At 52.1% G+C, this 13,288-nt stretch carries 10 protein-coding genes and 1 tRNA gene; 4 read left to right on the top strand and 7 right to left on the bottom strand.

The features are described from left to right. Window positions 1-28 precede the first annotated feature (28 nt). Together glgB and ACIHKT_RS07970 are read right to left on the bottom strand one after the other, a co-directional pair. Window positions 29-1,861 carry a 1,4-alpha-glucan branching protein GlgB gene (gene glgB / locus ACIHKT_RS07975; RefSeq protein WP_157658984.1) on the bottom strand — a complete coding sequence of 611 codons (1,833 nt, stop codon included), beginning with the start codon at window positions 1,859-1,861 and terminating at the stop codon, window positions 29-31. Between the two features lie 123 nt (window positions 1,862-1,984). Continuing rightward, window positions 1,985-2,800, bottom strand: coding sequence for a Cof-type HAD-IIB family hydrolase (locus tag ACIHKT_RS07970; protein ID WP_086036465.1), 816 nt, complete (start codon window positions 2,798-2,800; stop codon window positions 1,985-1,987). Window positions 2,801-3,030: 230 nt separating this feature from the next. Here ACIHKT_RS07970 and ACIHKT_RS07965 point away from each other — a divergent pair, with 230 nt between their 5' ends. Next, window positions 3,031-3,693, top strand: coding sequence for an HAD hydrolase-like protein (locus tag ACIHKT_RS07965; protein WP_086036464.1), 663 nt, complete (start codon window positions 3,031-3,033; stop codon window positions 3,691-3,693). Between the two features lie 91 nt (window positions 3,694-3,784). On the opposite strand, the gene ACIHKT_RS07960 is transcribed toward ACIHKT_RS07965, so the two are convergent. Continuing rightward, on the bottom strand, window positions 3,785-4,066 hold the full coding sequence (locus tag ACIHKT_RS07960; RefSeq protein ID WP_086036463.1) for a hypothetical protein: 282 nt from the start codon (window positions 4,064-4,066) through the stop codon (window positions 3,785-3,787). Beyond that, window positions 4,059-4,571: a Cys-tRNA(Pro) deacylase gene (gene ybaK, locus ACIHKT_RS07955; RefSeq protein ID WP_236849714.1), complete on the bottom strand. Its 513-nt coding sequence runs from the start codon at window positions 4,569-4,571 to the stop codon at window positions 4,059-4,061. The genes ACIHKT_RS07960 and ybaK overlap by 8 nt, the downstream gene beginning before the upstream one ends. A 196-nt stretch (window positions 4,572-4,767) precedes the next feature. Here ybaK and ACIHKT_RS07950 point away from each other — a divergent pair. Both ACIHKT_RS07950 and ACIHKT_RS07945 read left to right on the top strand, forming a co-directional pair. Then, window positions 4,768-4,844, top strand: a tRNA-Met gene (locus ACIHKT_RS07950). 414 nt (window positions 4,845-5,258) lie between these two features. Beyond that, window positions 5,259-6,749: an NCS2 family permease gene (locus tag ACIHKT_RS07945; protein WP_086036462.1), complete on the top strand. Its 1,491-nt coding sequence runs from the start codon at window positions 5,259-5,261 to the stop codon at window positions 6,747-6,749. A 77-nt stretch (window positions 6,750-6,826) separates the two neighbouring features. Here the strand turns inward: ACIHKT_RS07945 and ACIHKT_RS07940 are convergent, their stop codons facing one another. Next, complete coding sequence (locus tag ACIHKT_RS07940) at window positions 6,827-8,242, bottom strand: YcxB family protein (RefSeq protein ID WP_157658983.1); 1,416 nt, start codon at window positions 8,240-8,242, stop codon at window positions 6,827-6,829. 252 nt (window positions 8,243-8,494) lie between these two features. Here ACIHKT_RS07940 and ACIHKT_RS07935 point away from each other — a divergent pair, with 252 nt between their 5' ends. After that, the gene (locus ACIHKT_RS07935) at window positions 8,495-9,934 is read left to right on the top strand and encodes an alanine/glycine:cation symporter family protein (protein WP_086036460.1); all 1,440 of its coding nucleotides are present in this window, start codon (window positions 8,495-8,497) and stop codon (window positions 9,932-9,934) included. 68 nt (window positions 9,935-10,002) lie between these two features. Here the strand turns inward: ACIHKT_RS07935 and ACIHKT_RS07930 are convergent, their stop codons facing one another. Together ACIHKT_RS07930 and ACIHKT_RS07925 are read right to left on the bottom strand one after the other, a co-directional pair. Further along, window positions 10,003-11,682: a glycosyltransferase family 39 protein gene (locus ACIHKT_RS07930; RefSeq protein ID WP_157658982.1), complete on the bottom strand. Its 1,680-nt coding sequence runs from the start codon at window positions 11,680-11,682 to the stop codon at window positions 10,003-10,005. A gap of 15 nt (window positions 11,683-11,697) precedes the next feature. After that, complete coding sequence (locus ACIHKT_RS07925; protein WP_174192818.1) at window positions 11,698-13,254, bottom strand: NAD(P)/FAD-dependent oxidoreductase; 1,557 nt, start codon at window positions 13,252-13,254, stop codon at window positions 11,698-11,700. Window positions 13,255-13,288: the final 34 nt, after the last annotated feature.

The following is a 13,288-nucleotide window of genomic DNA, read 5'->3' as shown; positions in this document are numbered from 1 at the left end:
ATCCGGTGTGGTGCCTGCTTTTTTTGTTTTATTTTTTTCGGCTAAATACAATTCCGGCGTAAGCGGGTAGGTCCACACGGATGCCCTCATGGCCGCCCTGCCGGAATGAGAGAACCGCTGGATTGTGGTGGCCGTCACCGCCAAAATCTGTCTTATCTGTGTTGAACGCTTCCGTGTAGGTGCCATGTTCCCGCACCGGCAGAAAGTACCCAATGGCGGGACGTGCGGAAAAGTTCAGCGCAATGTACAGCTTTTCATGGTTCGGCTCCTCCAGACTGTCGCGGCAGTAGGCGAACAGACACCGGCCAACATTGGTAAGGTCCATCCACTGGAAGCCTTTCGGGTGGTAGTCGTTCTGGTACAGTGCCGGGTGGTTACGGTAAAAGTCCTGCAGGGTTGTGACAAAGAGGTGAAAGACACTGTGCTTAGGATAGGAGAGTAGGTTCCAGCCCAACCCGGCATTTTCGTCCCATTCTTTAAATTCCGCCAGTTCATTGCCCATAAAGTTCAGCTTTTTGCCAGGGTGTGTAAACATATACAGCCAGAACAGGCGCAGCTGCGGAAATTTTTCATCATAGGAACCGTAAATTTTATCAATAATCGTCCGCTTACCGTGAACGACTTCATCATGAGACAGCGGCAGCAGGAAGATATCGTTATAGAAATAGCTCATGGAAAACGTAATTTCTCGGGAAAAGCCGGGACGCTCGTCCGGCCGCTTCATCATATAATCCAGTGCGTCATTCATCCAGCCAAGGTCCCATTTATAGTCGAAGCCCAGTCCACCGTACTCGACCGGCGCCGTAACCTTCAGAAAATTGGTGGAATCTTCCGCAATCAGCATGGCGCCGGGGTGGCGCTGCTGCATGGCATAGTTGGTATTGCGCAGGAACCATACACCTGCCTCGTTGACGCCGCGGTTTTCCTGCCCGCATACATACAGCAGGCGGGAAACCGCATCATAGCGAATGCCGTCAAAGTGGTAGCAGGTCAGCCAGAAATCAACGGCGGATTTTAAAAAGCTGACAACGTGTGGCTTGGTGAAGTCAAAAAAGACGGTTCCCCACTCGCTTTCCCGCAGGTCGGGGTTCTCGCTTTCATACAAATAGAAGCCGTCAAATTTACTCAGTGCATAATTGTCACTAATGAAGTGGGCCGGCACAAAGTCCATAATAACGCCAATGCCTTCCCGATGGCAGCAGTCCACAAAGTGCATCAGCTGTTTTGGGGTGCCGTAGCGGCTGGTGGCGGCGTAGTAGCCGGAAACCTGGTATCCCCACGAGGCATCCAGCGGGTGCTCTGTTAGCGGAAGCAGCTCAATATGGGTAAAACCTTCCTGCTTTACATATGGCAGAAGGGTATCGATAAGTTCGTCATAAGTAAAGAAGCGTGCGATGCCTTTTTGGCCGTCTTTAATACGCCATGAACCGGGGTGAACTTCATAAATGGACAGGGGAGAGTTGTAGTTTTTGCCGCGGTGTGCCATCCACTGCTCGTCCGTCCAGGTGAAGCCCTCCAGCTGACAAATACGGCTGGCGGTAGCAGGACGCACTTCTGCGTAAAAACCGAACGGGTCGGCTCGGTCAAATAGGCCATCCGGCGTTTGAATGCGGTATTTGTACATTTGGCTTTCCTGTGCGCCCTCCACAAAAATACTCCAGAAACCCATAGGGGAGCGCGTCATCTGCCAGGCGTTCCAGTTGGAAAACTCACCGATGAGGAACACGTTCTGGGCATGGGGGGCATATACGGTGAAGCGCACACCCTGCTGACCATACTCACTGGTAAAGTGCGCTCCCAGTACGCGGTATGCTTCGCAGCTTTGTCCCTGCAGGTATTCGTGCAGAATCTGTTCAAACATAGTAACAGCCCTTCTTTCGTTTTGGCGTTTCTGCTGGCTGAAAAAAGTACAGACAGGTCTTTCTTCCATTATAGATGAAAAGACAGTGAAAAGCGAATGAGTTTTAAAGAAAATACCGAATTTTTACACTTCATGCAAAATGAATTTTTGTACCGCATAGGCGACGCCATCCTCATCATTGGAGCGGGTGACAAATTTAGCTGCGGCTTTCACCTCCGGCTGGGCGTTCTCCATTGCTACCCCCATGCCGGCAAAGCGTACCATGGAAACATCGTTAAAGCCGTCACCACAGGCTAAAAGGGACTGCCGTGTTAAATGCAGCCATCCCAGCAGCGCCGAAAGTGCCTGCGCTTTGTCCACGTTGCTGGGCATGACCTCCAGATAATAGGGGTCACTGCGGTAAATACTGCAGGAAGGGAACTGGCTGCGTATGTCAGGCTCCAGTTTTTCCAGATACGGCGGGTCACCCGCGAACAGAAATTTATGTACTGGAAAATCAATGCGCTGCATCAGGTCCGGCACTTCCTCTATTGCCATATGGTTAATGCGGCCATCGAACAGCACATATCGGTTATTACCCGTTTCGGTAATAATGGTGTCGGGGCTGTAAATCATGGAAGTCAAACGGTACTTTTTATTTAATCCGCACAGCTGCGGCAGGACGTTCTGCGGCAAAGAGCGCTCGTACAGCGTTTCACCGGTGCTGCAGGAGGAAATTTTTGCACCGTTAAAGGAAATAATACATCCCCCAAATCGGTCCATCTGCAGCTGCTTTGCCAGCGATGCGATACCGTTTATTGGACGGCCGGAAACAAGTGCCAGCCGTGCACCCATCTGCTGTGACCGCAGGAGGACCTGCTGCGTGTGGGGCGTTATCTGTTTTTGAGTAGTGGTTAGTGTGCCGTCAAGGTCCGTTGCCACAAGCTGATAATCAGTCATTTTATTTATTGTCTCCTGCCTATTCTAAATCTTTTTATTGGTTTTTCTTTCTATTTTACGCAGAAAGCGTCCGTTCTGCAATGGATAGGAAAGAAAACCTGCTGTCTATTGCCGCCGTTTTTTGTAGAAAAGAGAAAACCACGGCTGTACTTGCGCTTTTTCGGCTCGACCGGTATAATAAGAGCAGAAATTGCACTTTCCAAAAACGAGGCTGACAGGAGGAATTTTATTTGCGGCTGTGCTATCAAACGGTTTTGTTCGACTTCGACGGGACAATCTGTGATACAGGCGAAGGCATTATGGACTGCGTGCGGCTGGCGCTGCAAGAAATGGGGTACCCGGTGCCGCCGACGGCGACACTGCGGCGCTTTGTCGGTCCGCCGGCGGAACAGGGGTACATGACTTACTGCGGCATGAACCGTGAACAGGCGCTGCAGGCGGTGCAGCATTTTCGCTGTCATTACAATGTGGACGGCTGGAAAAAGACCAGCATCTACCCCGGCATTCCGGAACTGCTGCGGGACCTGAAGCAGGCGGGCGCAACCGTGTGCGTGGCTTCTTCCAAGCCACAAAATATGGTGGAGCGAATGCTGCCCTGCTTCCATATTCAACAGTATTTTGATGTCGTGAGTGCGGCGGACAATAGCGACCGGCATTCGGACAAAGATACGGTTATCCGTCATGCTTTGGCGCTGAGCCATGCCGAAAGCGGAACCAGCACGGTCATGGTGGGCGATACGCACTTTGACGCCGTTGGTGCCGATAAAGTGGGCCTGCCCTTTATCGGTGCCGCCTATGGCTACGGTGGTCCGGAGGATTTGCACGCTGATGGGCGTAAGGTGCCGCTGGCAAGTTCGCCGGATGGCCTGCGGCAGTATCTGTTCCACGACTGAAAGTTTCTTTCGGTATATCGCATTGGAAACAAAATAAATACGAAAGAAGGTACTGGTCCGACGCTTTGGCAGCGCGGAACCAATACCTTCTTTATTGTTGTTTATTTTTTCGCAGATACTGAATGCTGCGCACAGCACAAAGCAGCAGTCCCGCGGTCAGAACCAATGTGATGACCAGCAGCGGAATGTCCAGTCCGAAACGGGTGTGCAGGCGGCTGCTTTCGTCCAGAATGAGCAGGACCAGCAGTACCGCAGCCAGCACAAGGGAAAGTACAGCGGTGCGTACAAAGCCTGTGCGGTTGGGCTGTCCGGCTTTTCCGCCTGCGAAGTGTTCTACCAGCAGGTCCAGCACCCGCGTAAACTTATCACGCATGGCGGTCCTCCTCCGGTGCGGGAACGGCGATGGCCGCGGTGGTGCCGCCGGTCAGACGCAGCAGGTCCGCAAGGGGCAGCTCCACCTGTGTGCCGATTTTTCCGCCGCTGACGTAAATGGTGGGGAAGTTCTGCGCACTCTGGTCAAATACCGTGATAAACTGTTTTTTCATGCCGATGGGGCTGCATCCGCCGCGAATGTAGCCGGATACTTTGTTAATATCCTTCACATGAATCATTTCCACGCTTTTGGCGCCGACACTGCGTGCGGCGGCTTTCAAGTCCAGTTCTTCGGCAACGGGCAGCACAAACACATAGTACGCTTTGTCCGCACCGCATGTCACCAGCGTTTTAAAGACCTGCGCCAGCGGCTGTCCCAGCTTGCGTGCGACCGCTTCGCCGTCAATTTTGCCGTCCGAGTGGTCGTAGAAGTGGGCAGTATAGGTGACCTTTGCCTTGTCCAGAATTCGCATGACATTGGTCTTCTCGTCTTTTTTCTTTGCCATAAAAAAGCCTCCTGTCAGGTGCCCCTATTATACGCCGCAGTGCCCCTCCTGTAAACCGTATGCCGTATTGCCGAAGGGCGCAAAACCGGTTATTGGCCTACCTACAAATAAAAAACAAAAAAACAGTTGACTTTTCTAAAACACCGTGGTATTATATATGAGTGCCGTTCAGAACGGCATGCGTTCAACAGAATATCGCGGAGTGGAGCAACCCGGTAGCTCGTCGGGCTCATAACCCGAAGGTTGTAGGTTCAAATCCTGCCTCCGCAACCACCAAGCAACTGATTTCCGTATAAGAAATCAGTTGCTTTTTTTGTCGCCGAATAGGCATGATAACCCCCAGTTCAACTGGAGGTAGGAAAAAGATGTCAACGTGCTAATTTGAATGTATAAAGACTGGAAGCCGCTGATTATATACTCTGTGGCATCTACATATTGGAATATGACCAACCAAACCCCGAAGCCATTTTACGGCTCCGGGGTTTCTGTGTCTGCGGCCTGTGGAAAGTGTGCAGAAGGGAATGACAGAAAGCGTAGGAACTGCTAAAGTATGAATAATTTATTTCAGAAATCGAAATTTTGTGTAAATAACACCTTGCGCAATGTCAGAAAAACAGATATACTTAAAAATAGAACCCGACACAATGATTTGCCGGGCAGTTTTATTTTTTGAAGGAAGGAAATAAAATGGAGGAAACCAAGAAACAGGCGTACCATCCCAAGGGAGACTTTTTTAACCTGAAGGGGAACGGGACAAACGTCCATACGGAAATTATGGCCGGTATTACGACGTTCTTCACCATGTCGTATATCCTGTTTGTTAACCCACAGGTGCTTAGCAAGACCGGCATGGACAGTCAGGCGGTGTTCCTGGCTACCATCATTGCCGCGTCCATCGGCACCCTGGTCATGGCACTGTTCGCAAATGTTCCGTACGCACAGGCGCCGGGCATGGGACTGAACGCATTCTTTACCTACACGGTGTGCATGTCCCTGCACTTCACTTGGCAGCAGGCATTGGCAATGGTGTTCATCTGCGGCCTTATCAACATCATCATTACCGTTACCAAATTCCGTAAGCTCATTATCAAGTCGATTCCAAAGAGCCTGCAAAATGCTATCAGCGGCGGCATCGGCATCTTTGTGGCATATATCGGCCTGAAGAATGCAAACCTTATCCAGTTCTCAACGGACAGTTCTTCCATGGTGGCTATCAACGGTCAGCCATACAGCGCGACCGCAGCCTACAAGGGAATTACCTCGGTGGCTTCCAATGGTGGTGTGGTTCCGTCTATCGCTACTTTTAACCAGCCCTCCGTGCTGGTGGCACTGTTCGGCATCATTCTCATTGTGATTCTGCTCATGCTGAACGTTAAGGGCGCCATTCTCATTGGCATTATCGCCACAACAGTAATCGGCATTCCGTTTGGCGTTACGGATTTCTCCGGCGCGTCCATTACGTTTGGAAGCCTTGGCACTGCTTTTTCCAAACTGGGCACCACTTTCGGCGCTGCGTTCAGCTCGCAGGGCATGGGTTCATTGTTTAACGACCCCAGCAAGTTCCTGTTGGTTATTATGACCATCTTTGCGTTCAGCCTTTCCGATACATTTGATACCATCGGCACCTTCATCGGTACAGGCCGCCGCACCGGTATTTTCAGTGAAGAGGACGAGGCGGCACTGAACGACAGCAAAGGCTTCAACTCCAAAATGGACCGTGCGCTGTTTGCGGATTCCATTGCTACTTCCATCGGCGCTATTTTCGGCACATCCAACACAACAACCTTTGTGGAAAGCGCTGCCGGTATTGGCGCTGGCGGCCGCACAGGACTGACTAGCCTGACAACGGCGATTATGTTCATGCTGTGCACAATTCTTGCTCCGGTAGCGGGCTGTATCCCAGCCGCGGCTACGGCACCGGCACTGATTATCGTCGGTATCATGATGATGAGCTCCTTCAAGGAAGTTAACTGGCCGGACATGGAAGAGGCCATTCCTGCCTTTGGCGCGGCTATCTTCATGGCACTGGCTTACAGCATTTCCTATGGCATTGCGGCGGGCTTCATTTTCTACTGCATTGTCAAGGCTGTCAAGGGCAAGTTCAAGGACGTCCATCCTATCCTGCTTGTTTCTGCCATTTTGTTTGTACTGAACTTTATTGTATTGGCCATTTTGTAAGCGGACTTCCGGTTAAAAAAGAGAGAGTTTTTATAAAGCAGCCGTTGGATTTTTAGACGGCTGCTTTTCTGTCTGTTTTATTTATTTCGGTGCTTTCGGTGCGGTTTAAAATTTGAACATTGTTTCTGCAAAATGGCACGCAGGTCATCGGCGGTGCCTTTGGTAAAATCATGCTTGTTGACTAAACAGACATGGTTTGCGCCTAGGTACAGATAAAAGTATCGGCTGGTTTCGTAGACCTTGGCAATTTGCACATAGGGGTAAACACCGGAGGAAACGCCGGTCACCCGAAAATCCTCTGCCCGAAACTGGTAGCGCACTTTGCGCGTCTTCATTTTGCGGTAAGTTCCATCCTCCGCTTGAAAAACCTTATGCGGGATGCGTAAAATATAGATCACACAGAATACGGCGCCGAGTATGGCAAAGATTCTGACCAATGTAGAGGAATCCTTTGTTGCGATAAACAGGCACAAGGCCGCTGCAATCAGCAGAAAAATCCAAGTTCCCTTTCGATTCAGCAGCAGGTCTACCCGGCTAAAGCGCTGCAGCGCCTTTTTCACACACTTTGTTGTGTTTTCCACCAGTACTTCCGGTCCCGCCAATGGAATGCCCCGCTCGCGGGCTGCCGCTTCCTTTTCTTCCTGCCGCCGGCGGTAGTCCGTTATGCGCTCCAGCATAACAGCTTTGCGCCGCTTTTCATGGGTACGGCTTACGCGGCCGACAATGTACAGTACTGCCACCAGTGCCGCCAGGAACAGCAGCGGTCCTGCCAGAAATAGTGCAGAAAAAGCGGAACCGCCGCTTTCCTGCTGTTTGGGCAGATACTGCGTTACCTGAAGGCTGTCTGCCAGTGCCTTCAAACTGGCATGCTGCGGTGCCGTAAGTGCGCCAATTTCCCGATAAGTTCCCAGTGTATAGCTTCTGCCATTCGCAATGGTTAAGTAGGCGGCCTCCTGGACCTTTTTATTGTCCAGTGTACCGTTCATTTCCACATACACATACGGCAGCCCTGCAGCACCGGTAACGCGCTTGGAGGAGGACTTTATGGAGTCTGAGCCGTTTACGGACGACTCCGGCTTGTTCAGTTCTGACATTAGCGACTGCACCGCGGTACCGGACATATCCTTCATATTGTAGTATTTTTGAGTGCTGGAAGTATCCTTTTTCCGCAGATAAATGGTGTAGGCACTGTTTGGGGCGCAGATGAGCAGTATTTCATTCTGCTGCTGCATATCCTGTTTCTGCCGAATCCAGTTTGTAATGCCCGCTTTGGCAAGTGAGGGGTCCGAGGGGTCCGTGTTCTGCGTAAAGGCGTACAGGCCGGTGGGCACAGTCAGCTTCAGGTGCTCATCTGTCAGCTGTATCGGTGTACCGGAGCGGGAAGATGTCGTGGAGCTGACGGAAGAACTGCCGGCGGCTGCAGCGGGCAGCGTGCCTGCCGCGCCAATGCAGAGGACCAGCGCCAGCAGCAGGGCTGCGGCTTTTTTTCTCATGGTGGAAAACTCCTTTGTCTGCAAAATTGAAACCGTTTTTTCTGTTTCCATTATAACACAATCCCACCGGGCAAAAAAGGCGGCCGCAGAGTGCTGGAGGTAACATGACTGCACAGCGGGTACATTTACAAACACTGTGATTTCCTCTATAATCTTACTAAGAGGTACAGGAGAATGAATAAACAGGATTGCATTTCAATATTCATCCTGTAGGACACGGATTATAAAAAAGAAAGAAGATGACGGCCCCGAATGAGTAAAATAACCAATTTGTTGGAACGCATTGACGGTGCTGTGTGGGGACCAGTTATGGTCACTGCGCTGATAGGCACCGGCATTTTTCTAATGTTTCGACTTCACTTTCTGCCGTGGCGGAATCTGGGATACGCGCTGCGCTCTGTCTTTGGGAAGGATTCCCATAAAAAGAATGGTTCCGGGGACATTACGCCGTTTGCGGCATTGATGACAACGCTCGCTGCCACCATAGGCACCGGCAATATTGCCGGTGTGGCTACGGCAATGGTGATGGGCGGCCCGGGCGCACTGGTATGGATGTGGATTTCGGCAATGGTCGGGCTGGCAACGAAGTACACCGAGTGTACACTGGCGGTCCGGTTCCGGGAACGGGACCAAAACGGCGAGATGTGCGGTGGCCCCATGTATACCATAAAAAATGGATTTCGCTGCAAAAAGCTCGGCATGGTACTGGCTGCACTGTTTGCAGTGTTTACGGTGCTGGCGTCATTCGGTATCGGCGACCTGACGCAGGCAAACTCCATTTCTTCTGCTATATACGGTACCTTTCATATACCAACATGGATAACCGGCCTGGTTATCACCATACTGGCATTCGTTGTACTGGTCGGCGGCATTCAGTCTATTTCCAAAGTGTCGTCCATACTGGTACCGGCAATGGCTGTACTGTACATGATGGCTGGATTTGCCTGCATTTTTAGCAGAATACAGAATGTGCCTGCCGGCCTTGCACAGATTTTCCACATGGCCTTTACGGCACGTGCGGCGGCTGGCGGCGTCGGCGGTACGATTGTGGTGACCATGATGAATGCCATGCGTGCCGGCTGTTCACGCGGTGTCTTTTCCAATGAAGCGGGCCTTGGCTCCGCGGCCATTACATCAGCAGCGGCTACAACAGATTATCCGGCCCGTCAGGGGTACATCAGCATGACCGGAGCTTTCTTTGACACCATCGTGGTCTGTACGGTGACCGGCCTAAGCATTGCCGCTTCCGGCGTACTGGGGACAAAGGGACCGGACGGGCATGTACTGAATGGTGTGGAACTGACCATGCAGGCGTTCCAGAGCGTGCTTGGTCCTATGGGCGCATGGATTGTAGCCATTAGCCTGACACTGTTTGCGTTTTCTACAATTATCGGATGGGAATATATGGGCGAAGTGGCGCTGAAGTTTCTGGTAAAGAACCCCTCTGCCAGCTATGTGTATCGGGTGCTGTTTGCCTTTATGTCTCTCATTGGCTCTACCGTGGAGATGCAGCTCGTTTGGACACTGTCTGACATTACCAACGCACTGATGGCCATACCAAACCTCATCAGCCTGCTGGCGCTGAGCGGTGTGGCAGTAAAGGAAACGGTCATTTATCAGAAGAAAGTTGTTGTTCCGGAGCGGGAGGCACGCAGAGTCCGCCGAAAACAGAAATGTGTACAGAATACCTGACAAAAACATACAGAAAGCCCGCCGTGCGGAGAAGCAGTTTTCCGTGCGGCGGGCTTTTTGATTGTTGTTTATTTTGTACCCAACAGTAGATAGACACCGGCACTGCACACACAGAACAGCGTGATAAGCAGTGCAAGGGCACAGGTTACGGCACGGGGACGGTGCTCTTGCAGTACTGCACCGATACCCACGGTGCCGACCAGGACCGTGGGGAAAATGTATCGGAAGCTTTGGGTGCAGGCGAAGGGCTGTTTAAAACAGAACCAGATGTAAAACGCCATGCAGGTGCCGTACAGCACACCGCAGAACAGCACTTCTGAGCGGTACGGCTGCAGACTGCCGGATTTTCCCACCTGCACAGCGCAGCGAACCATGCAGACAAAGGCAGCTGCAGCCAGCAGGATGTTAGTCCAGAACAGGACCTGAGAAAAGCACAGTCCGACACCTCCCGTGAACAGCTTTGCCTCATCAAAGACGGACGTTTTAAAGAGTGCTGTAAACAGGTTGTGCTCAAAGACTTGGTTTTGCCAGTCCCAGTTTTCAAAAACGGTCAGGTGCTGCCAGTCTATACTGAACAGCCGCTGAAGGGGCGTATCAGTACCCAGATACTGCGGGTTGTTTTTTGCCAGCGCGGAGATAGCGCCGAACGGCATTTGAAAGCGGATTTTTCCGTACAGGCTCCACCACAGTCCCAGCGGTGCACAGACCAGCAGGAACAGGCCATACTGTTTCCACAGGCCGCGGCGCTTTCCCTTTCCTTTGATTAGACGAATCAGAAACAGAACCGCCACGGCGGGTGCCGCCAGCACACCGGCGCTTTTCGCCATCATGGCAAGACCAAGGAACAGGCCCAGTAGAAGAATGTTTTTTACGGTTGGACTCTGGTACCAGCGAATGGCATACAAAATGGAGGCCATGGTCAATGCCAGACACAGCACATCGTTGTTGATGCTGCCGGCCAGCAGAATGAGCATCGGGTGAAAGCAGAGGATGGCGAACGGCAGCGTGAGCGCCGCACCTTTTAGGTGCAGTGCCTGCAGAATGCGGTACCCGAGAATGATGACGGCGCAGGAATAGAAAAGCGACAGGAATTGCACATTTTCTATGGCGGTCTCCGTATTGGTGCCGAAGAACATCTGCAGCTTTACCCACATGGCGCTGAGAAAATAGTGCAGCGGCGGATGGTAGAACTCCCAGACCTTATTGGGGGCAAAATCCGGCAGGGCAAAATTGTGGTCTACAAAATATAAAATATATGCCTGGTGCCCTTCCGACTGAGACACCGGAAAAACATCGTGCTGACGTGTCAGATAAGAAGTATATAAAATATAGCAGGCGTGCAGAAAGAAAGCACCTGCGCCCAGCAGAATACAGGTGGCCTGGTCGGACAGCCACTGCTGTCGGTATTCCCAGAAACCGGCGGCGGCCAGCATCAGTAGCAAAAGCAGTGTCAGCGCGGACAGCGGGTGGCTCGACAACAGGCACAGCATTGCGGCACAGAGCACACACGCGGCGGAGAATATCACTGTCAGGACGGACAGCAGATGGGAACTACCGCATATGCAGTATCGTGCCATAAACCACGCTGTGCCCAGTGCCGTGCAGATGGCTGGCAGCAGAACACTGCGCAGGGGCAGCGGAGCTTCCGCCTGTCCGGCTGAGAAACTGGCGTACACCAGCATGCAGCCTAGACACAGCAGTAGGTATGGATGGGAGAAGACGGACGGGCGTATTTGTTGTCTGTTCATACCATACACCATCCGTCAGTCCTGTTTTTCTTCTTGATAGTCCGTGTCGGTATTCACATTCCATACGTTTGTCTTGTCCGCGCGGCCAGAAAGAATATTGTCCACAGCCTCAAAGGCTGTCATCATGGAGTGGTCCATGTTGTTGTAGCGGTGCTGCCCGTTGCGGCCAATGCAGTACAAATTTTGGTACTGATTTAAGTAAGTAATGATGCGGTCCATGTGCGCGTAGGTGTCAAAGTAGGCGGGGTAGGCTTTTTTCACGCGTTCGCGGTGGAAATCCAGAATATCGTCCGCACTTGCCAGAATGCCCATTTTCAGCAGCTCACCAGCGGCAAAGGCCATGCAGGATTCTTCAGTCATGTTCCAGAAGGCGTCACCCTCGGTGCAGAAATATTCCAGCCCAATCCATATGGTGTGTTCCGGGTCTTTCACCATATAGGGGGACCAGTTGTTGAAAATTTGCAGCCGTCCCAGCTTAATGCCGGTGTCCTGTATGTAAATCCAGCAGTCGGGTACGATATTACCCAGCGTTTTGCGGCCGGTTTCGTTTTTTAGGTTCAGCTTTTTCACCAGAAGCCCCAGTGTGACAAAATCGCGGTAAGGAAGGCCAGCCGCCAGTTTGGAGATTTCTTCCGGAACCGCATCCATGCCGCCGATAAGGTCCTTGACCGGCATAGACGACAGGAAAATGTCACCGGTTATGTTTTGTATTCCTTTCGGGGTTTCCACGGTCAGGGAAGTTACGTGGCCGTCCTGTGTATGGATGCCGGTTACATGGCAGTTTCGGTACAGTGTGCCACCCATCCTTTCCACCTCAGCGGCGGTCTGCTCCCAAATTTGGCCCGGACCATATTTCGGGTACTGGAACTGTTCTATCAGAGAAGTTTGGGTATCGGTGGATTTTTTGCCAGCTGCTTTCTGCAGCATATCTTTCAGCACGGCGGAAACGGACAGGCCTTTTACGCGCTGTGCGCCCCAGTCTGCGGAAATCATGCGCGGCGGGCGTCCCCACACCTTTTCAGTGTATCCCTCGAAGAACATACTGTACAGCGTTTTGCCAAAGCGGTTGATGTAGAAATTTTCCAGATTGTTTTCCGGCAGTTTGTGCAGACAGGCGTGCAGGTAGCTGCCGCCGGCCTGCAGGGTGCTGGCAAGACCGAGGTTCCGGAACGTCTGTGGCTTCATAGAAATGGGATAGTCGAAGAAGCGGCGGTTGTAATAAATGCGTGACACCCGCTGCCGTGTCAGCATGACGCGGTCCTGTACTTCGGGGTCTGGTCCGTCCGGCGTCAGCGTGCAGGGACGGTTCAGCACTTTGTCGTCGTAGGCCGGTGTGCCCTGCGCGGGCAGCCGCTGCGCCCACCAGCGGTTGACACGGCTTTCTTTGGAGAAAAAGCGGTGTCCACCGATGTCCATGCGGTTGCCGTGCCAGCGCACTGTACGGGAAATGCCGCCAACGGCGTTGCTTTCTTCCAGTATCGTGACGTTATAGTCGTTGCCTGCGCGGGACAGCAAATCATGCGCGGCGGTCAGGCCTGCCGGCCCGGCGCCGATAATAATAACCTGTTTCATATATAAATGGAACCTCCACGTCTTTATCCCTGTT

It is taken from the genome of Caproicibacterium sp. XB2 (assembly GCF_044880635.1).
Lineage (GTDB): Bacteria > Bacillota > Clostridia > Oscillospirales > Acutalibacteraceae > Caproicibacterium > Caproicibacterium lactatifermentans.
This window is presented reverse-complemented; position numbering and strand designations above follow the sequence as displayed.